Below are 24605 nucleotides of genomic sequence, written 5' to 3'. Positions count from 1 at the left end.
GCCCCGCTATAGCGTGGCTTTGCCGAAGGGAAAAGGCACCGCTTCAATTGTAAGCAAGAACAGGTGTTTTCAAATGCCGGGTTCAAATGCCCAGGAATTTTTGGGTGATGGCGTCTGTGACCTCATCCATGCGTCCGGTCCATACGGAAGTGCCGCGTTCCAGAATGGTGGCGTGATCTGCGATCTGGGCCAGTTCCTTTAGCGATTTATCAACAACCAGAAGGGCCATGCCGGTGTCGCGTTTCAAGGTCGCAATGGCGTCCCAGATTTCTTGACGGACCAGCGGGGCCAGCCCTTCGGTGGCCTCGTCCAGAACCAAAAGGCGCGGGTTTGTCATCAGGGCGCGTCCAATGGCCAGCATCTGTTGTTCGCCCCCCGAAAGCGATCCGGCCAATTGCATGCGTCGTTCGGTCAGGCGGGGAAACAATTTCCCGACTTTTGTCGTGTCCCAAGCCCCTTTGCGTGCGGCGGCTATCAGATTTTCCTCAACGCTTAAGTTGGTGAAACATCTGCGTCCTTCCGGCACTAGGCCAATGCCCAATCGCGCAGCCTTATGGGATGGCACCGCCCCAAGATCGTGCCCGTCGAAAACCACGCGCCCTGATCGTGCGGCCAGCATCCTGCAAATCGTTTTGACGGTTGTTGATTTGCCCATGCCATTGCGTCCCATCAAGGCCAGCACTTCGCCCTCTGCGATATCCAGCGAAACATCGAACAAGGCTTGGGATGCGCCATAAAAGGTCGCAATGCTTTGGACGCTTAGTAGGGTCATGCCTCTTCCCCCAGATAAGCTTCGCGCACTTTCGGATTTTGCCGGATGTCGTCGACTGTACCTGTGGCAATGACTTCGCCGTAGACCAGAACGCTGATGCGGTCGGCCAGTGCAAACACCGCATCCATGTCGTGTTCAACCAGCAGGATCGGTGCCTCATGGCGCAGGGTGTCAAGGAAAGTGGTCAAGGTCTGTGACCCTTCGGCACCCAACCCCGCCATGGGTTCATCCATCACAAAGGCTGTCGGTGACAACGTCAATGCAACGGCAACCTCTAATTGGCGACGTTGCCCATGGGATAATTCGGATGTGCGCGTGTTGGCGTGCGTACTTAGACCCACGCGATCCAGCGCTTGTTCCGCGCGGTCGCGCAGGTCCTTTTGCGACAGTGCTTTTGTGAAAAACCGAAACGGTGATGCATGTGCGCCCAAAGCCCCGAGCACGGCGTTTTGCAGCACTGAATCCTCCATTGCCAGCGCCGAGATCTGGAACGTGCGCCCCAACCCTTTGCGGGCCCGCAACGGCGTAGGCAAGGGCGTGACGTCTTCGCCGTTCAGCCATACGCTGCCTGCGTCGGGGCGCAATCCCCCCGAAATTTGCTTTATTAGGGTCGATTTTCCTGCGCCATTTGGACCGATAAGCGCATGTATTTCACCGGGTCGCAGGTCCAACGTGATGTTTTTGCTGGCGTGCACGGCGCCAAAGGACTTGGTGATGCCGCGTACTTCCAAAACAGGGTCAGTCATGGGATGCCTCCCGACCTGCCAGTGTGCCAATCACCCCACCGCGCGCAAACAGCACGATCAAAAGCAGAAGCACCCCAAGATAGATATGCCAGTAGTCGGACAGCCCGCCCAGGATGTGTTCTAGCAAAATAAACAGCACCGCGCCGACGACCGGACCAAACAACCGTCCGACACCACCAATGATGATAAAGACCATGATTTCACCGCTGATTTGCCAGCTGAACATCGTCGGGCTGACAAAGCGGTTGAGGTCGGCAAACAGCGCCCCGGCCAGTCCGGTGATCATGCCTGAAATGACAAAGGCCATCAGGCGCAATCTGTAGGGATTGATGCCAACGGTTTCTACGCGTTCGGAGGATTGACGGGCGGCGTTCAAGGCAAGGCCGAAGGGTGATTTTATCAAGCGCGCGGTAAAGAACAGGGCCGCCATAAGGATTACGAACACCACGCCGTAGAATTGGATGGGATCCAGTGTGTTCACCCCGGGAAAGCCGTTGCGCACGTAAATCGGCAAGCCGTCTTCGCCGCCATACGCGGGCCAACTGATGGTGAAGAAATACAACATTTGCCCGAAGGCCAATGTGATCATGATGAAGTATACGCCTGTCGTCCGCAGGCTTAGTGCGCCGATAGCCAGCGCCGCCAAACCGGATGTGATGATGGCCGCCAACCAGATCACGGGCATGGATTTTGTGCCTTCGATCAGAAACGGGCTTTCCATGATCGGCGCATAGCTTTGGGCGTGGCTGGCGAGAATACCCATGGCATAGCCGCCCAATCCAAAGAATGCTGCGTGTCCGAAGCTGACCAATCCACCAATGCCCAGCGCGATGTTCAGCCCAACGCCGGCCAAAGCAAGAATGGCGGCTTTGGTGGTGAGGGTGATAATGAAGGGTTCGTCTGCGATCCACGCCCAAAGCGGCACAACAAACAGACCCAGAACCATGACTGCGTTTAAGATGGTTTCACGCTTCATGTGCGCGCCCCAAACAGACCGGTGGGTTTTACGATTAAAACGCAAGCCATGAGAATGTAGATCAGCATTGATGCCAACGCCGATCCGATGGATGAGGCGGCGGCATTGTCCATAAAGGTTTTGAACAGTTCAGGCAGCAAGACGCCCCCCAATGTGTCGGTGAGCCCAACCAGAATTGCGCCGATTAGTGCCCCTTTGATTGACCCGATGCCGCCGATGACAATCACCACAAAAGCAAGGATCAGAACCGGTTCGCCCATGCCGACCTGTACCGACTGAATTGCGCCCACAAGCGCACCCGCAAGTCCGGCAAGGGCTGCGCCCAAGGCAAAAACGACGGTGTAAAGCTTTGAGATATCGACGCCCAGCGCGGCAATCATCTCGCGATCATTTTCGCCGGCACGGATTTGGATGCCAAGCCGCGTACGCGAAATCAACAAGAACAGACCGCCCGCAATGGCCAAGCCAATGGCAATCAATGTCAGGCGGTACAGCGGATACTGGATGCCCCCGGGCAAGGTGACAGGTCCGGACAGATAGTCGGGAATGTTCAGGAACAGGGGAAACGACCCAAAAATCCAGCGTGTGCCTTCGGAAAAGATCAAGATCAGTGCGAAGGTGGCAAGGACCTGATCAAGGTGGTCACGGGTGTAAAGGCGGCGGATCACCAGCATTTCCACCAAAGCCCCAGCCGCGGCAGCAGCCGCAAGGGCCGCGACCAGCGCAAGCACAAAGGATCCGGTCAATCCGGCAACAGCCGCCGCCGCGAACGCGCCGACCATGTATAGCGACCCATGTGCCAGATTTATTAACCCCATGACACCAAACACAAGCGTCAAACCAGCGGCCATAACAAACAGCATCACACCCAGTTGCAAGCCGTTCAGCACCTGTTCGGCGAAAAGGATAAAAGACATGTGGGACAGGTCCTAAAGTGGCCCCCGGGCGCTGTGAGTGCGCCCGGGGGATGCCATTAGTTCGCGCAGTCGGCTGCGTAAACGTCTTGGTGGCTTTCCAATGCGGTGCCGATGATTTTGTTGGTAAACACGTCACCCTCCTGGATCACTTCACGCACGTAGATGTTTTGGATCGGGTGGTTGTTGTTCCCGAATGCAAAATCCCCGCGTGTGCTGGCAAAGTCGGCGGCCTTCAGCGCTGCGCGAAACGCGTCTGCGTCTTTCACATCGGCTTTTGCTGCGGCAGAAATCAGCAGGTTTGCCGTGTCAAATCCTTGGCTGGCGTAAAGCGATGGCAGACGACCGTATTCTGCGGAAAACGTCTCTACGAAGGCCTTGTTGGCAGCGTTATCGATGTCTTTGTTCCACTGGGAAGTGTTTACAACACCCAAAGCGGCGGCGCCTACAGCTTGCAAAATACCTTGGTCAAAGCTGAAGGCGGGGCCCACAACAGGTAAGTCGATGCCGCTGTCTGCGTATTGCTTCAGGAAAGAAATACCCATGCCGCCGGGCAGGAAGAAAAACACAGAATCAGCACCTGAGGCACGGATTTGCGCGATTTCAGCGGCGTAATCTGTTTGACCCAGCTTGGTAAACAGCTCGCCCGTCAGTTCCCCGCCATACTGGCGTTTGTAACCGGTCAGCGCGTCTTTGCCCGCGGGATAGTTTGGCGCAAGAATAAAGGATTTTCTGTAGCCTGCCGTGTTGGCATAGGCACCCGCAGCTTCGTGCAGGTTGTCGTTTTGCCATGCGACGTTGAAATAGTTCGGATGGCACCCTTTGCCCGCCAGTGCGGATGGGCCGGCATTTGGTGACAGGTAGAATTTACCCTGTGCGGTGGTTGATGGCACAACAGCCATAGCAAGGTTGGACCAGATGATGCCTGTCATAACATCAACTTTTTCAGACTGGATCATTTTGTCAGCCAGTTGGACAGCAATGTCGGGCTTGCGCTGGTCGTCTTCGATGACAACTTCGATGCCTGTGTCGCCTGCTTGTTTCATTGCCAGCATAAAGCCGTCACGGACATCGATGCCCAGACCTGCGCCGCCGCCAGACAAGGTCGTGATCATGCCGACCTTCAGTTTTGCGTGACCGTCGGCCAAGCCCGCAGACGCCGTCGCTGCCATGCACGCAGCCAATGCGAGGGATTTCAGTTTCATGGTGTTTCTCCTTGTTGGATCCTGCCGTCATGACGTGTTCACGCAGCGGGTTGGTGTCGCCTTTTTGTGCAGCGATTCATAATTGTTCACAAACTTAGGCATAATTTACTTTAGGATTAAAGAATTCTTTGTGTGATCCTCCCAAACCATCATCGCACGACTTCCATCACCGCAAAGGAATTGGTCTGTAAAATTCCGGGCAGCTTGTTGATTTTGTCGCCCAAAACTTCCCGAAAATGCACGATGTCACGCGTGCGTACAGTCAGCAGGTAATCAAACGATCCGGCCAACATCAGACAGCTTTCGATCTCGGGAACCACTCCGACAGCCGCGTTGAACGCATCAAGCGAATTGTCACCCCCGGTGGCGGTCAGCGACACCTGAACGACGGTCAGATGTCCAAGCCCCAGCTTCTCCATGTTCAGGGACGCGCGGTAGCCCTTGATGTAGCCGGACCGTTCCAGCCGTTTGACCCGTTCCGAACACGGTGTGTTGGTCAGGTTTACACGTGTGGAAAGCTCGACAATGGACAGCCGCCCATCCTTTTCAAGCTCTTTCAAAATTCGATGATCGATCGCATCTATTTCCCTACTCAATAGTAAAATTCCCTACAAATAGCGTCTCGTTTGACAAAGACACCCGCCATTTTTCCAAAAAAAGCGCCAATGGCTAGTGATAATCCCTAAAATTGAAGGCAAGACTTAGAGACAACGTCAAGTTGATTCTCATGGGTCCGCAAGGGGGAAGGACGTGCTTTCCACTTTGTAAATTCAACCAACACGGAGGAAAAAATGTCAGTCAAAATAGTCATTGGACTTGACGGGACAGACACCGGAGAACGTGCACTCGCGTTTGCGAAAGACCTGGCGTCAAAGATCGACAAATGTGAACTGATTGCCGTTTACGTCATCGAATGGTCCCCATTCACATTCCAAACAGCCGAAGAAAACGAAAAACGCCACCAGCGCCGCGAAGAAGAGGTCGCAATGGCGACATCCCGTATCGTGGATCCTGCTGTTACGGCGCTTTCGGATGCGGGTTTTGTCGCGACGGGCCTTGTGCGTCATGGCGACGTTGCCGAAACGTTGAACCGGCTGACCGTTGAACATGGCGGATCGCAAATCATCGTGGGTCGCGCGTCATCTGACGGCTTTGCCAAGCGTATCTTCGGCAGCTCAACCCAGAACCTTGTTATGCACGCCGACGTGCCTGTCACAGTTGTCGGATAGGGATTGGATATGAATAACATTTCGAAAACTTGACTGGCCGCTGCGGCCACCGCCATGATGTCGAGCCCGGTTGCTGCACAAGAAGCGATGGGTATCGATGAGAAGGTCAATGAGGTCTTCGCAAACCTTACGGGCCCATTTGTAAGTTTGATCTTCGCGCCGTTTCCAGGGACCGATTTCCCATGGATCGTGATGTGGTTGGTGATTGCGGCTACTATTTTCACAGTTTATTTTGGTTTTGTTTAATTTCGCTTCTTCAAACATTCGATCCAATTGGTCAAAGGGGACTTTTCGGATCCCAATGACGCAGGCGAGGTGAGCCATTTCTAAGCGCTGGCCACGGCTTTGTCGGGCACCGTTGGTCTTGGCAACATTGCAGGCGTTGCTGTTGCCGTGGGCATCGGTGGGCCAGAGGCTACGTTCTGGATGATCCTTGCGGCTCTGTTGGGTATGGCGTCGAAATTCACCGAATGCACCTTGGGCGTGAAATACAGAAATGAGTATGACTACGGCACCGTTTCTGGTGGTCCGATGTACTACATCTCGAAGGGTTTCAACGAGTTGGGCCTGCCGGGCGGCAAAATCCTTGCGGTCTTGTTCTCTGTCTTCTGTATCCTTTGGTATCAGCTGGTTCCCGTATGTCTTGGCCATCGCCGTGGTGCTCTTTGCATTCTCGACGATGATTTCATGGAGCTACTACGGCCTGAAAGCTTGGACCTACCTATTTGGTGAGGGCAAAACGTCGGAGCTGGTGTTCAAGATCATCTTCTGCATCTTCATCGTCATCGGTGCACGGCGTGTGCAATAGGGACCGATGCGGGATGGCAAAAGCGCGTTTCCACACATCAGGGATTTCGCGCAAACGACCCTTAAGTCACCCTAAGGGAATGTTGCACTTGCCTAATGATTTCGGAAAATATCAGGAGATACCACATGGGCGGATATGGCTCGGGACGCACAGGTTACAAACAAAAAGCAGAGCATTGCCGCTCTTTGGATGTGAACCGCCTACACCGTGACGGGTGTTTGCAAGCTGGCAAACAAGGGCATTGGATCTGGTCCAGAGACGGCGAAGAAATTGCGCGTATTGGATACAAGGCGGAGCGGGGCCGCTTTGTCTTGGACTACAAAGTCCGTCTAAATGGGGGCGATTGGGAGCCTATCAAGCAACCTATCCCGTTGACCTACACAGACTGCCACTATGGCAACCAGCGGCCCTATTTTCGATGCCCCGGCGTGGTGAACGGTCGGCATTGTGGGCGGCGGGTTGGCAAATTGTTTTCTGGTGGGTGCTATTTTCTCTGCCGCCATTGCTACAACGTCAACTATGCCAGTCAGTCAGAGACGCGATATGACCGGATGTTGCGTCGCGAAAACAAGCTACGCATGGCGCTGGGCGGCGAACCCGGCACCGCGCATTGGATTGCACCAAAGCCAAGGGGCATGTGGCAACGGACGTATCAGCGCAAACGGTTAGAGATCGAGTGGCGCGAGAACCAAGCAGACCAACTTTTCATAGCAAGTTTTTCGCACCTTCTCAGCGGAGAGGAACTGGAGATGTATTTCTAAGAGTGACCGGCTGAAAAATGACGAAACGCTCAACACCTCTCAGCGAGATTTGGGAAACAAGTTTCACTATCTACCACTTTATTCGTACGTACGGCTAACTCACGGAAAAATTTATGAATCTTTTACAAGGACTTAACGAATCCGCTCTAAACAAGTTGTTGCGTTTATTTCGAATAGGCACTATATCGGGTTCAAAGGGAGAGCAAACATGGCAAAGAGCATGGCGTTCGCAGACCACATTCCAAGCGAAATTGACGTTGAAGCAGCCTCACAATTGAGGAAGGTTTTGGCGTCTATCGTTGACGACCCAAACACCGATAACAGCTTGTCGCTTGTGGACAATGAAGGCAAGCCAGCCCAAGTTGTCCTGACACATGCCATTGCAGAAACCTTTTTGAATGTCCTGCGGTTAATTCAAAACGGCCAAGGGTTTCACTTGATACCTCACGACGCTGAACTTTCTACACAACAATCAGCAGATTTATTGAACGTATCAAGACCACATCTGATCAAGATGTTGGAGGCGGGTAATCTAAATTTTCATCTGGTTGGAACGCACAGAAAGATAAAGGCGAAAGACCTTTTTGAGTATATGAAGGCGCGAGATGACGACCGCGAAAAGGCGCTAAAAGAGTTGGCTATGAATGACGTTGAGCTGGGACTAATTTAAGATTGTGATGCCAAACCGCTTCACAGCGGTTCTTGATGCGAATGTGCTCTACGGCGGATTGCATCGGCATATTGCTCTAAGCTTGGCGGAGGCTGACCTGTACAGGCCTGCGTGGTCGTCTGAAATTCTTGATGAGTTTGAGCGCAATCTAGCGACAAGGATCGATCCGAAGAAAGCAAAAAGACAGCTACAGTTGATAAGGTTAAGTTTCCCAGACTCAGAAGTGGTCGTGAGGTCGGCCTTAGTCAAACAAATTGACTTGACTGATGTCGATGACAGGCATGTTGTCGCCGCAGCAATCCAAACTCAAGCCGCTTTGATTGTTACGGACAATCTAAAGCACTTTCCAAATAAATCGCTTGAAGCATATGACGTCGTTGCAGTGTCAGCCGACAAGTTTTTTTCCGACTGCATAACCGTGTCTGAACTCACTGCCGTTAAGCAGATTAAAAAAATGAGACAATGATTCAACTCGCCAAAATATGACGCGTATGGATTGCTGTTGAGAATGGAGCAAGTTGGTTTGCCTCAAACTGCGGATGTTTTGTCAAAATACGCAGATTTTATTTAGAGGGTGGGCGTCGAAGGTGGACCCTAGGGTGGACTGATCCACAGGAAATTCGCGTATGCTTATGATATAAAACGAAAAATCACAAATTTTTGGTGCCCAGAAGAGGACTCGAACCTCCACGTCCATACAGACACTAGCACCTGAAGCTAGCGCGTCTACCATTCCGCCACCTGGGCACAGGTGTGGTGCAGCAATTAAGGGCGCGGGCGATAGGTGTCAAATGGAATCTTAAGGATTCTCGCATCAGATGATGGCAAACAATACCACGTACCGCTAAACAGGTTCGAAACACAGACAAAGCGACGATTTAGCGCCTTGTTTGGGAGCACTGCCTTGGGTACATCCCTATATAACAATGCGCACAGTCAGGAGCACACAATGTCCAAGCTGGTTACAATCTACGGCGGATCCGGTTTTGTCGGGCGGTACATCGCCCGTCGCATGGCGAAAGCGGGATGGCGTGTGCGCGTGGCCGTGCGCAGGCCGAACGAAGCGATCTTTGTGAAGCCTTACGGCGTTGTCGGTCAGGTTGAACCAGTTTTGTGCAACATCCGCGATGACGCGTCAGTGGCTCAGGTGATGCAGGGTGCAGATGCGGTTGTGAACTGTGTGGGTATTCTGGCGGAAGCGGGCAAGAACCGTTTTGACGCCGTGCAAGCCGAAGGCGCGGAACGTGTCGCGCGGATTGCGGCGCAGCAGGGTGTGGGCAAAATGGTTCATATCTCGGCCATTGGCGCGGACGTGACGGCAGACAGCGATTATGCGCGCACCAAAGGTGAAGGCGAGGCAGGCGTTTTGAAACACATGCCAAATGCTGTGATCTTGCGTCCTTCCATTGTCTTTGGCCCCGAAGATGACTTCTTTAACCGTTTTGCTGGTATGACCCGCATGGGTCCGGTTTTGCCCGTCGTGGGTGCCGACACAAAATTCCAGCCTGTCTTTGTTGATGATGTGGCGCAGGCGGCGGAACTGTCTTTGACAAGCAACGCCGCGCCGGGCGTCTATGAATTGGGCGGCCCTGATGTCGCAACATTACGGTCCTTGATGGAAACCATGTTGGGTGTGATCCGCCGCCGTCGCATGATTGCGAATATCCCGTTCTTTGCGGCCCGCATCATGGCCTTTGGCTTTGGTTTGGCCAGCACTCTGTCGTTGGGTATCATTCCTGCGATGATCACAAGCGATCAGGTCAAAAACCTGGCCAACGACAATGTTGTGTCTGAAGGCGCAAAAGGGTTGGCAGATTTCGGAATTGAACCCGTCGCTTTGGAAGCGGTTTTGCCAGAGTATCTGTGGCGCTTCCGTCCATCTGGTCAGTATGCAGCGATCAAGGAAAGCGCAAAGAACCTGCGCACCTGACCCTTAGCTGTAGGCCCAGATCAACAGACCTGCACCAAAGATGATGCGGTAAATGACGTAAGGCGTAAAGCTAACGCTGCGCAACAAACGCATCATCAAAGCCAATGCAATCAAAGCCGCAACAAAGGCAAAGAAAGCCCCGATCGCAGCATCCCGCGCTTGGGGCAGATCGATGTTGCCGATAGAGTGCAGACCCAACAACACTCCGGACGCGATGATTGTTGGAATAGACATCAGCATGGATAGTTTCGCAGCACCCTCGCGCCCGTACCCAAGGCGCCGCGCAGCAGTGATGGTAATGCCAGAGCGCGACGTGCCGGGGATCAATGCCAACGCCTGCGCCAATCCCATGATCCAAGCGTCTTTCAAAGACCAATCAGTGTCGGTTTTTTCACAGGTGCCGGTCATGTCGGCCCAATACAGCAAAACGCCGAACCCCAAGATGGCCCAGCCAATCATAGCGACAGACCGCATGACATAAGCCAGCCCAGTCATTTCCAGAATAAAGCCAACAACGATGACGGGAATTGTTCCGATCACAAGGCACAAAGCCAAAAACGCACCTTGTGTATCCACTTTTCCGCGCAGCAATCGCCCGAAGCCAATGGTGGCTGTCACGACATCAGAACGGAAATATAAGATCACCGCAAACAATGTGCCCACATGTACAGCCACATCCAGAACATGGCCTTGATCGGCGGCGCCGGTCAGGCTTGGCAGTAAAATCAGGTGACCAGATGAGCTGATGGGAAGAAATTCAGTGACGCCTTGGATCACAGCCAGAATGAAAAGGTGAAAGAGTGACATTGTGGTCCTAAAGGCTATCGGTGCAGCCCGAACTGACTATTCGCTATGCAAAACAATGTAAAACCAGCATTTAGGTCCGGTTCGGTGTTATTATTGGCGACTATTGGTTGTGAAAATACAATTTTGCGCGAAAGCATCAAAAAATAGGTAATAACACGTTACCTATATTGCAATTTTCCCTTCCAAACCTGGCAATATTGCCCTAATGACCGCGTATCACACGCAGAATCTGAGGGTATCATGGCCAAACAACCTATGTTGAAGTTCGTTAATATTGAACGGGATATGCCTCAGAAGCGTGAAGCGGGCGAGCGTCGGGAGGATTTCAATGAAATCTATGCGGAATATGCAGACGCGAAAGCCAAAGAGCAGTCCAGCCGTTGCAGCCAATGCGGCGTGCCATATTGCCAGCAGCATTGCCCATTGCACAACAACATCCCCGACTGGCTGCGTTTGACTGCAGAGGGCCGCTTGCAAGAAGCCTACGAATTATCCCAAGCGACAAACACCTTCCCCGAAATCTGCGGCCGCATCTGCCCACAAGACCGCTTGTGTGAAGGCAATTGCGTGATCGAAGGATCAGGTCACGGCACAGTCACCATCGGTTCGGTCGAAAAATACATCACAGATACCGCGTGGGACCAAGGTTGGGTCTTGCCCATTTCCCCCAGCGTGGAACGCGCCGAATCCGTGGGCATCATCGGTGCAGGTCCCGGCGGTTTGGCGGCAGCGGACGTGCTGCGACGCGCAGGCATTAAAGTCACCGTTTATGACCGCTACGACCGCGCAGGGGGTTTGCTGACGTACGGAATTCCCGGTTTCAAACTGGAAAAAGACGTGGTTGTGCGCCGCAATGATCAACTGGCGCAGGGCGGGGTCAAGTTTGAGCTGAACACAGATGTCGGCACCGATGTTTCCTTTGCTGATTTGCGGGCAAAACACGACGCGATCATCATTGCCACGGGCGTCTACAAAAGCCGCGATTTGCAGGCCGAAGGGTCGGAAGCGGGCGGCGTTTTGCGTGCGATTGATTTCCTGACGGCCAGCAACCGCAAAAGCTTTGGGGATGCAGTGCCTGAATTTGACAGCGGCGCGTTGAACGCCGAGGGCAAGAAGATCGTGGTCATTGGCGGCGGCGACACGGCAATGGATTGTGTGCGAACGTCGATCCGCCAGGGTGCGACATCGGTGAAATGTCTTTATCGGCGTGACCGTGCGAATATGCCGGGATCGCAACGCGAAGTCCAAAACGCCGAGGAAGAAGGTGTCGTGTTTGAATGGCTGTCTGCCCCTAAAGGGTTCGTCGTCGAAGGCGATGCGGTCAGCGGCGTGATGGTGCAAAAGATGCGTCTGGGTGCGCCCGATGCAACCGGTCGCCAAGCCCCTGAAGTGATTGAGGGCGCGGATTATGTTGAAGATGCAGACATTGTCATCATGGCGCTGGGCTTTGAACCTGAAGCGCTGCCAACCTTGTGGAACGAGCCGGAATTGCCGGTCAGCCGCTGGGGCACGATTCTGACAGAATACACCAGCGGCGCCACACAAATGGACGGCGTTTATGCCGTTGGTGACATTGTGCGCGGTGCGTCTTTGGTGGTTTGGGCAATCAAAGACGGACGCGATTGTGCAGAAGCCATTTTGGAAAAGATGAACGCGAATGCGGTCATAGCCGCCGAATAGCCGTTCACGTTTGGCGCAGCCACAAGCGCGCCGCGTTCACCCGATGCGATGAAGGACAAGCAAAATGACATCTCAACGACACATCGAAGGACGCTGCCTGTGCGGTGCGGTCACGGTTAAAGCAACCGTAACCAACCCTATCGTACGCGCGTGCCACTGCGATATGTGTCGACGTCATACCAGTTCGATGTTCATGTCGCTGGCGACGGATGGTGAAATTGACGTGCAGGGTCCGTTTCAGACCTATCAATCGTCTGAATGGGCAGAACGTGGTTTTTGTAGCCAATGTGGATCAACGCTTTGGTATGGCACGACACATGATGGCGTACGGAACCTGTCTGCTGGGTTGTTTGCCGACGCAGCAGGCGCACCGCTCAAGCTGGAATTCTTTACTGATGCCGCCCCCAAGGGCTATGCTTTGGCGGGCGATCATCGCAAAATGACCACCGTTGAAACGCTTGCGCTGTTTGCGCCGGGTGACGACGCATGAAGGTGTGCGTCGTCATATTCGCTGTATGTGCGTCACCGGCTTTGGCGGGTGATCCTGTGTTCACGCCGCCCGCCGGCTGCACCGGCTTTCTGACCGTACAGCAGGCCAACTGCAAAGTTGCGCAATATTGGACCTGCGAAAAAGACCCGGACGGCATTCACTGGCGCGCCGACATCGGTCAAACATCCGTGACGTATCTGGGAAAGATCGACGCTGAAGCGCAGTGGCTTGAAAGCTACGATTTTTCACCGTCCCGCCAGACAAACCTACAGCAACCCGCAACTGATCCGGCCAATTTGACCGAACTTTTGGCCACGGGTGTGGACAGCTACGATTTCATTATCGTCGATACGAAGACACAGCAACGCACACGCGTCGTGGGGTATGATCGTATTGTGGAATACAACGTAACCGTTGACGGCGAACCGCTGCACCGCACTGAATTCAGCGCGCGATTTGTGAATCCCGGATCGAATACCGCGCTGTTGAAAGTGTCAGGCCGTGAATATGTGTCGGCCAAGCATCGCCGCTTTTTTGGTGGCACACGCACGCGTGAAATGGGCGACCGTAAGGTCGTTGTCGACAGTTCTCCGATTGAATTTATCTATCCAGGCGAAGACGGTTTTTTCGCCTCAACGCCACTTTACGGATGTTCGCTTGAAATGGCGTCACTGTCCGCTGCACTGAAAGGGCCAATGCCATGACCAAATACGATGAAAACTGGGTGAAAGCTGAAGAAGCGAAGCGCACGTTTATGACCGAAAATGGTCTCTATTCCGAGGAAGAAGAACATTCTTCCTGCGGCGTTGGCCTTGTGGTGTCCATCGATGGCACCCCCACACGCTCCGTTGTTGAAAACGGCATTCAGGCGTTGAAAGCGATTTGGCACCGTGGCGCTGTGGATGCAGATGGCAAGACCGGTGACGGTGCAGGCATTCACGTACAAATCCCTGTCAAATTTTTCTACGACCAGATCGAGCGCACAGGCCACACCCCCAACATGGATGAACTGATCGCCGTCGGTCAGGTGTTCTTGCCGCGCACAGATTTTGGGGCGCAGGAAACCTGCCGTACCATCGTGGAAACCGAAGTTCTGCGCATGGGCTACTACATTTACGGCTGGCGTCACGTTCCGGTTGAAATCGCTTGTCTGGGCGAAAAGGCCAACGCGACGCGCCCCGAGATCGAACAGATCTTGATTTCTAATTCCAAGGGCGTTGACGAAGACACCTTTGAACGTGAATTGTACGTGATCCGCCGCCGCATCGAAAAGGCGGCTTTGGCTGCCGGTGTGGGTGCGCTTTACATCGCCTCTTTGTCCTGCCGGTCTATCATCTACAAAGGTATGATGCTGGCCGAACAGGTTGCCGAATTCTACCCTGACCTCATGGATGAGCGGTTCAAATCCGCCTTCGCCATTTATCACCAGCGCTATTCTACCAACACCTTCCCGCAGTGGTGGTTGGCGCAACCGTTCCGCATGTTGGCGCACAACGGCGAGATCAACACGCTGAAAGGCAATCTCAACTGGATGAAGTCCCACGAGATCCGCATGGCATCCGGTGCCTTTGGCGATATGGCGGAAGACATCAAGCCAATTGTGGCGTCTGGATCGTCTGATTCAGCTGCATTAGACTCTGTTTTTGAGGTTCTTGTACGCGCTGGCCGTAATGCGCCAATGGCGAAAACCATGCTGGTGCCTGAGTCATGGTCTAAGCAAGCGGTTGAACTGCCGCAGGCATGGCGTGACATGTATTCTTATTGCAATTCCGTGATGGAGCCTTGGGATGGTCCCGCCGCTTTGGCGATGACCGATGGTCGTTGGGTTTGCGCTGGTCTGGACCGGAACGGCCTGCGCCCGATGCGCTATGTCGTGACCAACGACGGGCTGGTGATTGCTGGTTCTGAAACCGGAATGGTGCCGTTGGACGAAGCGCGCGTTCAGGAAAAAGGTGCGCTTGGGCCGGGGCAGATTTTGGCCGTCGATATGAAAGAGGGCAAGCTGTACCACGACACAGAAATCAAGGATGAACTGGCCGCCAGCCAGCCGTTTGGCGAGTGGGCTAGCAAGATCAAAGAACTTGATGGACCCTTGGCCGCAGTCACCGAAGTACCATTGTTTGAAGGTGCAGAATTACGTCGCCGTCAGATCGCGGCGGGTTACACGATTGAAGAACTTGAGCAGATCTTGGCCCCGATGGCCGAGGATGGCAAAGAAACCCTGGCGTCGATGGGTGACGATACACCGTCTGCGGTTCTGTCGAAAAAATACCGGCCTCTAAGCCATTTCTTCCGCCAAAACTTTAGCCAAGTCACCAATCCGCCCATCGACAGCTTGCGTGAATTCCGCGTCATGTCGCTGAAAACGCGGTTCGGGAACCTGAAAAACGTGTTGGACGAAGACAGTTCGCAAACGGAAATCCTAACGCTGGACAGTCCTTTTGTTGGCAATGCACAGTGGGATCAGTTGGTGCAGGAATTCAACGCTGATCTGGCGACCATCGACTGCACATTTGAAGCAGGCAACGGCACCCTGAACGCAGGTTTGGCCCGTATTAGAGCCGAAGCGGAAGACGCTGTGCGGTCTGGAGCCGGTCACATTGTGCTGACCGATCAAGGCAGCAGTGAAGGCCGTGTGGCAATGCCGATGATCTTGGCGACAAGTGCGGTGCATTCGCATCTGACGCGTAAAGGCCTGCGCACATTCTGTTCGCTCAACGTGCGCGCGGCCGAATGTGTCGATCCGCATTATTTCGCCGTGTTGATCGGCTGTGGTGCGACCGTGGTAAACGCCTATCTGGCTGAAGATTCACTGGCGGACCGGATCGAGCGCAACTTGCTGGATTGCAGCCTGACCGTGGCCGTGCAGCGGTACCGCGATGCGATTGACCAAGGGCTTTTGAAGATCATGGCGAAGATGGGGATTTCCGTGATTTCCAGCTATCGCGGCGGTCTGAACTTTGAGGCCGTGGGCCTGTCCCGCGCCATGTGTGCTGAATTTTTCCCCGGCATGACCAGCCGGATTTCCGGCATCGGGGTCAGCGGCATCCAACGCAAAGCTGAAGAAGTACATGCGCAGGGCTGGCAAGGCACCAACGTGCTGCCCATCGGTGGTTTCTACAAATCCCGCAAGTCCGGCGAGACCCACGCGTGGGAAGCCACGTCCATGCATATGATGCAAATGGCCTGTAATAGAGCCTCATATGCGATGTGGCAGCAGTATTCTGCGAAGATGCAAAGCAACCCACCGATCCACCTGCGCGACTTGCTGGACTTCAAACCCTTGGGTGACGCGATCCCCCTGGAAGAGGTGGAAAGCATCACATCCATCCGCAAGCGTTTCGTGACGCCGGGCATGTCTTTGGGCGCGTTGTCGCCCGAGGCGCACAAGACCTTGAACGTTGCGATGAACCGCATTGGCGCGAAATCTGACAGCGGAGAGGGCGGCGAAGATCCGGCGCATTTCCACCCTGAACCCAACGGCGACAACCCCTCTGCGAAGATCAAGCAAGTGGCGTCTGGCCGCTTTGGCGTGACGGCGGAATACCTGAACCAATGCGAAGAGCTTGAGATCAAGGTCGCCCAAGGCGCTAAGCCCGGCGAAGGCGGGCAATTGCCGGGGATGAAAGTCACCGATCTGATTGCGCGTCTGCGTCATTCCACCAAAGGTGTGACGTTGATTTCACCGCCGCCGCACCACGATATCTATTCCATCGAAGACCTTGCGCAGCTGATCTATGATCTGAAACAGATCAACCCGCGCTGTAAGGTGACTGTGAAATTGGTGGCGTCCTCTGGTGTTGGCACGATTGCGGCGGGTGTGGCCAAAGCCAAGGCTGATGTGATCCTGATTTCTGGCCACAATGGGGGCACCGGTGCCTCCCCTGCGACCTCAATCAAATACGCGGGTCTGCCATGGGAAATGGGCCTCACTGAGGCGCATCAGGTTTTGTCGATGAACAACTTGCGCGAACGTGTGACGCTGCGCACCGACGGTGGTTTGCGCACAGGGCGTGACATCGTGATGGCGGCGATGCTGGGGGCCGAGGAATACGGCATCGGCACCGCAGCCCTGATCGCGATGGGCTGTATCATGGTGCGTCAGTGCCAATCGAACACCTGCCCTGTGGGCGTGTGTACGCAGGACGAAGCGTTGCGCGACAAGTTCACCGGCAATGCCGATAAGGTTGTGAACCTGATCACGTTCTATGCGCAAGAAGTGCGCGAATTGCTGGCGTCTTTGGGTGCGCGCAGCATTGATGATGTGATTGGGCGGGCTGATTTGCTTGCGCAGGTGTCCCGAGGGTCGGCGCATCTGGATGATCTGGATTTGAACCCGCTTTTGATTACCGTTGATGGGGCGTCTTCGATCAAATATGATCTGAAAAAGCCACGCAACGCTGTGCCTGACACGCTGGACGCGGAAATCGTGCGCGACGCGGCGCGGTTCCTTGAAGATGGCGAAAAGATGCAATTGTCTTATGCGGTGCAGAACACGCACCGCACCGTGGGCACGCGCACATCCAGCCACATCGTCAAGAATTTCGGGATGCGCAACACGCTACAGCCTGACCATTTGACGGTGAAGCTACAAGGATCGGCTGGACAATCGCTGGGTGCTTTTGCGGCACCCGGATTGAAACTGGAAGTGTCGGGTGACGCGAATGACTATGTGGGTAAGGGCTTGTCGGGGGGCACGATTGTGGTGCGTCCACCGATGGCCTCGCCTGTGGTCGCATCTGACAACACCATCATCGGCAACACTGTTTTGTACGGGGCCACGGATGGTTATCTGTTTGCGGCGGGTCGTGCTGGTGAACGGTTTGCGGTGCGCAATTCAGGCGCGAAGGTCGTCATTGAAGGCTGCGGTAGCAACGGTTGCGAATATATGACCGGTGGCCTTGCTGTGATTCTGGGTGAGATCGGCGCGAACTTTGGGGCCGGTATGACGGGGGGCATGGCGTATCTGTATGACCCCGATGGCAAAGCGGCCGAGATGATGAACATGGAAACCTTGGTGACGTGCCCGGTGACAGTTGATCATTGGAAAGCGCAATTAGAGACGCTTTTGGAGCGGCATCTGGAAGAAACAGGCAGCCGCAAGGCTGCTGACATCATGCAGCATTGGGATCTTGAACAAGCGCATTTCGTGCAGGTTTGTCCCAAGGAAATGCTGGTGCATTTGCCGGCACCCTTGTCCCACGAGGAAACGGCTATTCCAGCAGAATAAAGTGTTTCGTTACCTGATCTTGATGATTGTGATGGCTTTGCCTTTGAGGGCAGAGCCATTGCGCATTCTTGCTATGGGCGACAGCGTGATGGCGTGGAACGCGTGGAGCGGTAAAGACATTCCCAGTGTAATGGGTGAGGCTTTAGGCGCAGAGATCACAAGCGTTGCTGTATCAGGCGCAAATTTTGCAACACGGTCCGGTAATGGCGATATCCGGTCCCAATATGTGGCGGGCGATTGGGATTTGGTTGTTGTGAACGGCGGGGCCAATGACTTTGCCAATGGCTGCGGGTGCGGCGCGTGTTTTCCGTATCTGGATTTGCTTATTGATACTGATTTGCAAGGGATGATGCCTGCGTTTTTACGGCAATTAGAGACTGATATATTGTGGGTTGGGTACTACGCCACCGGGTTCACAGGTCCGTTTTCCGGCTGTCGGGATGCGTTGGTCGAAATGGAGACACGTCTGTCCCGTCTGGCGAAAGAGATGCCCAATTTGCGGTTTGTGGATGCAGAAGACGTGATAGAGCCGCGCAATCGTGCGCATTTCTTTTACGATCGTGTGCATCCATCGCGCCTTGGGTCGCGCTTGATTGGAGCGTATTTGGCACAGCAGATCGTGCGATAGGCGTTCACAAACCAGCAGGCGCTGCCTATAGCTGAACCATGGCGAAGCGCACCAAAAAACCAACAAGGCCAAAAGGCACCCCACGCCGTCCGTTGCGGTGGTTGATGTGGCAGTCTGTACGCGTTTTCAGCGTTGCGTTTCTGATCGCGGTTTTGTTGGTTGTTTTGGGCACTGTCGTGAACCCGTTCACCACCATTTACATGTCTCAGGAAAATAACCGCTTGGGCGGCGTTGATTACCAATGGGTGTCGTTAGAAGAAGTGGCCCCCGTTATGGCCCGATCCGTTGTGGCGGCTGAGGATGCAAATTTCTGCCGCCATTGGGGGTTCGATGTTGAGGCCATTAAAGATGCTATCGAAGAAGGATCAAACCGCGGGGCTTCTACGTTAAGCCAGCAAACGGTCAAGAACGTCTATTTGTGGCATGGCCGGAGTTATACACGCAAAGCGATGGAAGCTTTTGGAACGCTTTTGGTCGAAGCGGTTTGGTCGAAGCGTCGCATCGTTGAAGTGTATCTGAATGTCGCGGAATTTGACGAAGGTGTGTTTGGGGTCGAGGCGGCGGCGCGGCATTACTTTGGGGTCGGTCCCGAAGACCTAAGTGGTGTGCAGGCCGCCCGGTTGGCAGCGATTTTGCCGGGCCCCAAGACCCGGTCAGCGTCGAAACCGTCCGCATCTGTGCGCAAACGGGCCGCCCAAATCATGGATGGGGCGGCTACAATTCGCGCTGATGGCCGTGCTGGTTGTTTCGAGAGTTGAAAAACCCTGCGCGTGCAGGCATTGAAGGCAGATACCTCAAATTGTCCATGGATTGCTGATGGCCCGCCTATTTCACGTTCCCTTGTCCCCGTTCTGCCGCAAGGTGCGCCTAAGCCTTGCCGAAAAGAAGATCGAGGTTGAACTGGTTGAAGAGAAATACTGGGAACAAGATCCCGATTTCATGCGTCGTAATCCTGCAGGCAAAGTGCCTGTTTTGCGGTTGGACGGCATCATGATGTCTGAAAGCGCTGCAATTTGTGAGTATATCGAGGAAACGCGCCCCGAGCCTTCTTTGATGCCGACTGACATTGCGGCAAAGCTGGAAGTACGTCGTTTGGTGACGTGGTTTGATGATAAGTTTCATCACGAAGTCACGTCCAACCTGTTGTACGAACGCGTCAACAAGAAGGTGATGAAGCAAGGCTATCCTGATAGTAAGAACGTCAAAGCCGGCGCCAAGGCGATCAAGTACCATCTGGATTACATGACTTGGTTGCTGGATCACCGTCGTTGGTTGGCAGGAGATGCCATGACGTTGGCTGATTTCGCTGCAGCGGCCCATCTGTCGTCATTGGATTACATTTCCGATGTCGATTGGAACCGGTCTGATATTGTGAAGGACTGGTATGCCAAGATCAAATCGCGCCCGGCGTTCCGTTCCATTCTGGCTGATCAGGTGTCCGGATTTCCGCCACCACGCCACTACAATGATCTGGATTTTTAAAACCTGCGTTGGACCGGGGCGCTGCCCCGGACCCCGGGATATTTTTAGCGAAAAGAAGATATGGACGATTTGAAAGACCGTCTTGTCGCCCGTGCCCTTGAAGAAGGGTTTGTGATGGCGCGTGTCTGTCGGCCTGATGCTGTACCAGACGTTCCTGCCCGTTTGTCAGCTTTTGTCGAAGCGGGGTTTCACGGCCAGATGGGCTGGATGGCCGACCGTATCGCGTGGCGCGGTGATCCGTCTGCATTGTGGCCTGACGCGCGGTCTGTTTTGATGTTGGCCGAAAGCTATGCCCCTGAGTTTGATCCCCGCGACGTTTTGGCCATGTCTGAAAAGGGTGCGATTTCGGTCTACGCCCAGAACCGCGATTATCATGACATTGTGAAAAAGCGCCTGAAGCGATTGGCCCGTTGGTTGATTGATCAGGCTGGTGGCGAAGTTAAGGTGTTTGTTGATACGGCCCCGGTTCCTGAAAAAGCCCTTGGTATGGCTGCGGGTTTGGGTTGGCAGGGCAAGCACACAAATCTGGTCAGTCGTGATTGGGGCAATTGGGCCTTTCTAGGCTCTGTTTTTACAACGCTGGAGTTGACCCCAGACACCCCCGAGATCGATCATTGCGGGTCGTGTCGTGCCTGTCTGGATGCCTGTCCCACAGATGCGTTTCCCGCGCCTTATCAGTTAGACGCACGCCGTTGCATTTCCTATTTGACCATCGAGCATAAAGGGCCGGTTGCCGAGGATTTGCGGTCTTTGATGGGCAACCACATCTACGGATGTGATGATTGTCTGGCAGCTTGCCCGTGGAACAAGTTTGCTGTTGCAGCGTCGGACATCCGGTACGCCGCCCGTGATGATTTGGCGGCCCCCGATTTGGCGGATCTTGTTGCTTTGGATGATGCCGCGTTCCGGGCCAAGTTTTCCGGATCACCGGTGAAACGCATCGGGCGGGATCGATTTGTTCGCAATGTTTTATACGCCATCGGAAATTCCGGGGTGTTGACGTTCCGCGATGCGGCACACGCTTTGTGTGAGGACCCCGATGCCACCGTATCTGACGCAGCGCGTTGGGCTGTGACGCAACTGGACAAGACGTGTCGCACTTAACCGTTATGCCGGTTTAAAGAATAAGAGGCAGACCATGGCGATACTTTTGGGCGTAGACACCGGCGGCACATACACTGATGCTGTTTTAATCAGGGATGAGCGCGAGATTATTGCGTCTGCCAAGGCGTTGACCACACGCCATGATTTGGCGATTGGCGTAGGAGGGGCTGTTGGATCGGTTTTGCAGCAATCCGGTGTAGATCCTGCCGACGTGTCCATGGCGTCTTTGTCCACGACTTTAGCCACCAATGCACTGGTGGAAGGCCAGGGTGGCCGAGTTGCCTTGATTTACATCGGCTTTCGCGCTCAGGACCTGGACAAGCATGGTCTGACAGATGCGTTAAAAGGCGATCCTGCGATAGTTTTGGCGGGCGGTCACAATCATGCCGGCGGTGAGGCAGCCGCCCTTGATGAAACTGCGCTTATTGCCTTTGTAGAGACGCATAAAGCGGCCGTCAGCGGCTTTGCAGTTGCAAGTCAATTTGCCACCCGCAACCCCGCGCACGAGTTGAAAGCGGCGGCTCTGATTGCGCAAATGTCAGGTCTGCCTGTATCTTCGTCGCATCAATTGTCGGCCAAATTGAATGGTCCGAAACGCGCTTTGACCGCCTTGCTGAATGCGCGTCTTATCGGAATGATCGAACGGTTGATTGGCCGCGCCGAAGACACATTGAAGGACCTTGGTATTTCGGCACCCATGATGGTTGTGCGTGGTGATGGCGCGTTGATCTCAGCCGTTCAGGCGCGGTCCCGTCCCATTGAAACAATTCTGTCCGGCCCTGCCGCGTCCATCGTGGGTGCACGCTGGATGACGGGCGCAGATCATGCGCTGGTGTCCGACATAGGTGGCACCACCACGGATGTTGCGATTTTGCGAGACGGACGCCCTGCCATTGATCCGGGCGGCGCACGTGTTGGCCCCTACCGCACTATGGTCGAGGCTGTCGCCATGCGTACCACAGGCCTGGGTGGTGACAGCGAAGTGCATTTTCTAAGTGAAGGACTGCAAGGCGGCGTGACCCTTGGACCGCGCCGTGTCGTGCCTGTGTCTTTGATGGCCGTGGATGCACCCGAGGTTGTGCACAAAGCTTTGGATAGCCAATTGCTCAGCACCACGCCGGGTGATCATGACGGGCGTTTTGTCCGCGCCGTTCAGGGACAAAGCGAAGAAGGCATTTCTGATCGTGATGCGACTTTGCTGGCCAGAATAGGCCACGTCGTGCATCCATTGGGCGATGTCTTGAAAAGCCGTGCAGAAACGGCGGCATTGCGGCGTTTGGTTGAGCGCGGGTTGGTGCAGGTGTCTGCCGTAACCCCTTCTGACGCGAGCCATGTTTTGGGCCGCGTGGATGTCTGGGACAAGGATGCCGCCGAAAAAGCGTTGATTGTGTTTGGCCGCAGGCGCACGGGTGCGGGTGACATTCTGGCGAAAGACCCCGCGATCATGGCACGGATGATCGTCGATCAGTTGACCCATCAGACAGGTTTGGCCCTGTTAGAAGCTGCTTTTGCAGAAGAAGCTGAAGAATTTGGGTTGCCTGAGGACGTATTGGCCCGTCACATTTTGACCCAACGTGGTTTACGTGCGCACCGTGGATTGTTGCGGCTTGATGCGGGTCTGAATGTGCCTGTTGTTGGTCTTGGTGCTTCTGCTGCCAGCTATTATCCTGCTGTGGGTGATTTGATGGGCTGCGAGATGATTTTGCCTGCCCATGCCGGTGTTGCGAATGCGATCGGTGCAGTTGTGGGCCGCGTTACGATGCGGGTGAGCGGATCAATTACGTCGCCCAGCGAGGGTTTGTTTCGACTGCATCTGGATACTGGAATTGAGGATTTTGGATCCTCTGAAGTGGCCTTGGCACATCTTGAGGATGTTTTGGGCAAACGTGCGGTGTCAGACGCGCAAGCGGCCGGTGCTGAAGATATTCAATTGCGTGTGGAGCGTGATATTCGCACCGCGCAGGCCGAAGCCCGCGAGGTGTTTGTAGAGGCGTTTTTGACAGTTGAAGCGACTGGACGTCCGAGGGTTGCTGAATAATCGGTTAATGCCGAACGCCGTGTAAATAGGGGGCTGCCCTCAAACAAGGTAACAATGGGGGCCAGCCCCCAAACGAGTATATAATGGGGGCCAGCCCCCAAACCCCCGGGATATTTAAAGCGAAAAGAAAACGGGGATTATTCTGCGGCCCGCTTTGGCAGCACCCACCCTGGGCGGATGAAGTGACAGGTGTAGCCATTTGGTATACGTTCCAGATAGTCTTGGTGTTCTGGTTCGGCTTCCCAGAAGTCTGATACAGCTTCTACTTCTGTCACCACTTTTCCCGGCCACAGCCCCGATGCATCAACATCTTTGATTGTGTCTTCTGCCACGTCTTTCTGGGTTTCACTCACGTAGTAGATGGCAGACCGGTAGCTTAGGCCGCGATCATTGCCTTGCCGGTTTGGAGTGGTTGGGTCGTGGATCTGGAAAAAGAATTCCAAAATTTCACGATAGGTCGTCACCGAAGGGTCGAAGATGATTTCGATCCCTTCTGCGTGTGTTCCATGATCGCGATATGTCGCGTTGGGAACGTCGCCACCTGTGTAGCCGACCCGCGTTGACAGGATTCCAGGGCGCTTGCGGATCAGGTCTTCCATTCCCCAGAAGCATCCGCCTGCTAGTACTGCGCGTTCTTGTGTCATGCTACGTCCTCTACTTGGTTGATGTAGTCGCCATATCCTTCGCCTTCCATGTCGTCGCGGTGCACAAACCGCAAGGAGGCCGAGTTGATGCAATAGCGTAGCCCGCCGCGATCCCGCGGCCCATCCGGAAAGACATGCCCCAGATGGCTGTCGCCGTGTTTGGAGCGGACTTCGGTGCGCACCATGCCAAGTGTGCTGTCGCTGAATTCCTCGACGTAGGCGTCCACGATGGGTTTGGTGAAGCTGGGCCAACCGCAGCCGCTTTCGTATTTGTCGCCGGAGGCGAACAGGGGTTCACCGGATACGATGTCTACGTAAATGCCGGGTTCCTTGTTGTTCAACAGCTTTCCGGTGCCGGGCCGTTCTGTGCCGCTTTCTTGTGTCACATAGAACTCTTCTGGCGAGAGGGTCGCAATGACGTCGGGGTTTTTGGTGTATTGGGTCATGGCGCAATGTCCTTTTCTTGGCTTGTTCTATTAGATGGTGCGTTT

23 protein-coding genes, 1 tRNA gene and 1 pseudogene are annotated in these 24605 nt (G+C 54.5%); 15 read left to right on the top strand and 10 right to left on the bottom strand.

All coding sequences use genetic code 11. The features are described from left to right. Positions 1-82: 82 nt before the first annotated feature. The 6 genes from ABJL60_RS00750 to ABJL60_RS00725 all read right to left on the bottom strand — a co-directional run bounded on the left by ABJL60_RS00750 (position 83) and on the right by ABJL60_RS00725 (position 5209). Positions 83-772 (bottom strand): ABC transporter ATP-binding protein, encoded by a 690-nt coding sequence (locus ABJL60_RS00750; protein ID WP_348291667.1) that lies wholly within the window; start codon positions 770-772, stop codon positions 83-85. Beyond that, positions 769-1518: an ABC transporter ATP-binding protein gene (locus ABJL60_RS00745; protein WP_348373395.1), complete on the bottom strand. Its 750-nt coding sequence runs from the start codon at positions 1516-1518 to the stop codon at positions 769-771. Before ABJL60_RS00745 ends, ABJL60_RS00750 begins: the two co-directional genes overlap by 4 nt. Next, positions 1511-2494, bottom strand: a complete 984-nt coding sequence (locus ABJL60_RS00740; protein ID WP_348373394.1) for a branched-chain amino acid ABC transporter permease — start codon at positions 2492-2494, stop codon at positions 1511-1513. The genes ABJL60_RS00745 and ABJL60_RS00740 overlap by 8 nt, the downstream gene beginning before the upstream one ends. Continuing rightward, positions 2491-3411 (bottom strand): branched-chain amino acid ABC transporter permease, encoded by a 921-nt coding sequence (locus tag ABJL60_RS00735; RefSeq protein ID WP_348373393.1) that lies wholly within the window; start codon positions 3409-3411, stop codon positions 2491-2493. The genes ABJL60_RS00740 and ABJL60_RS00735 overlap by 4 nt, the downstream gene beginning before the upstream one ends. Before the next feature lie 56 nt (positions 3412-3467). Beyond that, positions 3468-4613, bottom strand: a complete 1146-nt coding sequence (locus tag ABJL60_RS00730) for an ABC transporter substrate-binding protein (protein ID WP_348373392.1) — start codon at positions 4611-4613, stop codon at positions 3468-3470. A 149-nt stretch (positions 4614-4762) separates the two neighbouring features. Further along, a complete protein-coding gene (locus ABJL60_RS00725) occupies positions 4763-5209 on the bottom strand; it encodes a winged helix-turn-helix transcriptional regulator (RefSeq protein WP_348373391.1) in 447 nt (148 codons plus the stop codon). Positions 5210-5404: 195 nt separating this feature from the next. Between ABJL60_RS00725 and ABJL60_RS00720 the strand changes: the two genes are divergently transcribed. From ABJL60_RS00720 to ABJL60_RS00700, 5 genes and pseudogenes are all read left to right on the top strand, one after another. Next, positions 5405-5842: a universal stress protein gene (locus tag ABJL60_RS00720; RefSeq protein WP_348373390.1), complete on the top strand. Its 438-nt coding sequence runs from the start codon at positions 5405-5407 to the stop codon at positions 5840-5842. Positions 5843-5896: 54 nt separating this feature from the next. Beyond that, positions 5897-6635: pseudogene (locus ABJL60_RS00715) on the top strand (alanine:cation symporter family protein); the annotation flags it as partial. Positions 6636-6775: 140 nt separating this feature from the next. Next, positions 6776-7411 (top strand): hypothetical protein, encoded by a 636-nt coding sequence (locus ABJL60_RS00710; RefSeq protein ID WP_348373389.1) that lies wholly within the window; start codon positions 6776-6778, stop codon positions 7409-7411. A gap of 208 nt (positions 7412-7619) precedes the next feature. Next, on the top strand, positions 7620-8081 hold the full coding sequence (locus ABJL60_RS00705; RefSeq protein WP_348373388.1) for an excisionase family DNA-binding protein: 462 nt from the start codon (positions 7620-7622) through the stop codon (positions 8079-8081). Positions 8082-8088: 7 nt separating this feature from the next. Beyond that, positions 8089-8547, top strand: coding sequence for a PIN domain-containing protein (locus ABJL60_RS00700; RefSeq protein ID WP_348373387.1), 459 nt, complete (start codon positions 8089-8091; stop codon positions 8545-8547). A gap of 195 nt (positions 8548-8742) precedes the next feature. Here the strand turns inward: ABJL60_RS00700 and ABJL60_RS00695 are convergent. Then, positions 8743-8828, bottom strand: a tRNA-Leu gene (locus tag ABJL60_RS00695). A 202-nt stretch (positions 8829-9030) separates the two neighbouring features. On the opposite strand from ABJL60_RS00695, the gene ABJL60_RS00690 reads away from it, so the two are divergent. Continuing rightward, positions 9031-10011 carry a complex I NDUFA9 subunit family protein gene (locus ABJL60_RS00690; protein WP_348373386.1) on the top strand — a complete coding sequence of 327 codons (981 nt, stop codon included), beginning with the start codon at positions 9031-9033 and terminating at the stop codon, positions 10009-10011. Positions 10012-10014: 3 nt separating this feature from the next. On the opposite strand, the gene ABJL60_RS00685 is transcribed toward ABJL60_RS00690, so the two are convergent. After that, positions 10015-10818, bottom strand: a complete 804-nt coding sequence (locus tag ABJL60_RS00685; RefSeq protein WP_348373385.1) for an undecaprenyl-diphosphate phosphatase — start codon at positions 10816-10818, stop codon at positions 10015-10017. 240 nt (positions 10819-11058) lie between these two features. Here ABJL60_RS00685 and ABJL60_RS00680 point away from each other — a divergent pair, with 240 nt between their 5' ends. The 9 genes from ABJL60_RS00680 (at position 11059) to ABJL60_RS00640 (ending at position 23470) form a co-directional block, all read left to right on the top strand. After that, entirely contained in the window at positions 11059-12498 is a 1440-nt protein-coding gene (locus ABJL60_RS00680; RefSeq protein ID WP_348373384.1) for an NAD(P)-dependent oxidoreductase, read from the top strand. Positions 12499-12562: 64 nt separating this feature from the next. Then, positions 12563-12988: a GFA family protein gene (locus tag ABJL60_RS00675; protein WP_348373383.1), complete on the top strand. Its 426-nt coding sequence runs from the start codon at positions 12563-12565 to the stop codon at positions 12986-12988. Further along, entirely contained in the window at positions 12985-13692 is a 708-nt protein-coding gene (locus tag ABJL60_RS00670) for a hypothetical protein (RefSeq protein ID WP_348373382.1), read from the top strand. Before ABJL60_RS00675 ends, ABJL60_RS00670 begins: the two co-directional genes overlap by 4 nt. Continuing rightward, a complete protein-coding gene (gltB, locus tag ABJL60_RS00665; protein ID WP_348373381.1) occupies positions 13689-18218 on the top strand; it encodes a glutamate synthase large subunit in 4530 nt (1509 codons plus the stop codon). The genes ABJL60_RS00670 and gltB overlap by 4 nt, the downstream gene beginning before the upstream one ends. Before the next feature lies 1 nt (position 18219). Further along, complete coding sequence (locus ABJL60_RS00660) at positions 18220-18846, top strand: SGNH/GDSL hydrolase family protein (RefSeq protein WP_348373380.1); 627 nt, start codon at positions 18220-18222, stop codon at positions 18844-18846. Between the two features lie 38 nt (positions 18847-18884). Continuing rightward, positions 18885-19604, top strand: a complete 720-nt coding sequence (mtgA, locus tag ABJL60_RS00655) for a monofunctional biosynthetic peptidoglycan transglycosylase (protein ID WP_348373379.1) — start codon at positions 18885-18887, stop codon at positions 19602-19604. 58 nt (positions 19605-19662) lie between these two features. Then, entirely contained in the window at positions 19663-20328 is a 666-nt protein-coding gene (locus tag ABJL60_RS00650) for a glutathione S-transferase family protein (RefSeq protein WP_348291633.1), read from the top strand. Positions 20329-20388: 60 nt separating this feature from the next. Beyond that, positions 20389-21432 carry a tRNA epoxyqueuosine(34) reductase QueG gene (gene queG / locus ABJL60_RS00645; RefSeq protein WP_348373378.1) on the top strand — a complete coding sequence of 348 codons (1044 nt, stop codon included), beginning with the start codon at positions 20389-20391 and terminating at the stop codon, positions 21430-21432. A 34-nt stretch (positions 21433-21466) separates the two neighbouring features. After that, complete coding sequence (locus tag ABJL60_RS00640; RefSeq protein WP_348373377.1) at positions 21467-23470, top strand: hydantoinase/oxoprolinase family protein; 2004 nt, start codon at positions 21467-21469, stop codon at positions 23468-23470. 137 nt (positions 23471-23607) lie between these two features. Here ABJL60_RS00640 and msrA read toward each other — a convergent pair whose 3' ends face one another. Further along, positions 23608-24114 carry a peptide-methionine (S)-S-oxide reductase MsrA gene (gene msrA, locus ABJL60_RS00635; protein WP_348373376.1) on the bottom strand — a complete coding sequence of 169 codons (507 nt, stop codon included), beginning with the start codon at positions 24112-24114 and terminating at the stop codon, positions 23608-23610. Beyond that, positions 24111-24560 carry a peptide-methionine (R)-S-oxide reductase MsrB gene (msrB, locus tag ABJL60_RS00630; protein WP_348291624.1) on the bottom strand — a complete coding sequence of 150 codons (450 nt, stop codon included), beginning with the start codon at positions 24558-24560 and terminating at the stop codon, positions 24111-24113. The genes msrA and msrB overlap by 4 nt, the downstream gene beginning before the upstream one ends. Between the last annotated feature and the right edge of the window lie 45 nt (positions 24561-24605).

Origin of the sequence: Ascidiaceihabitans sp. (genome assembly GCF_039986515.1) — a bacterium.
Classification (GTDB): domain Bacteria; phylum Pseudomonadota; class Alphaproteobacteria; order Rhodobacterales; family Rhodobacteraceae; genus Ascidiaceihabitans.
The sequence above is the reverse complement of the archived record's forward strand: the minus strand, read 5'-3'. Positions and strand labels throughout refer to the sequence as shown.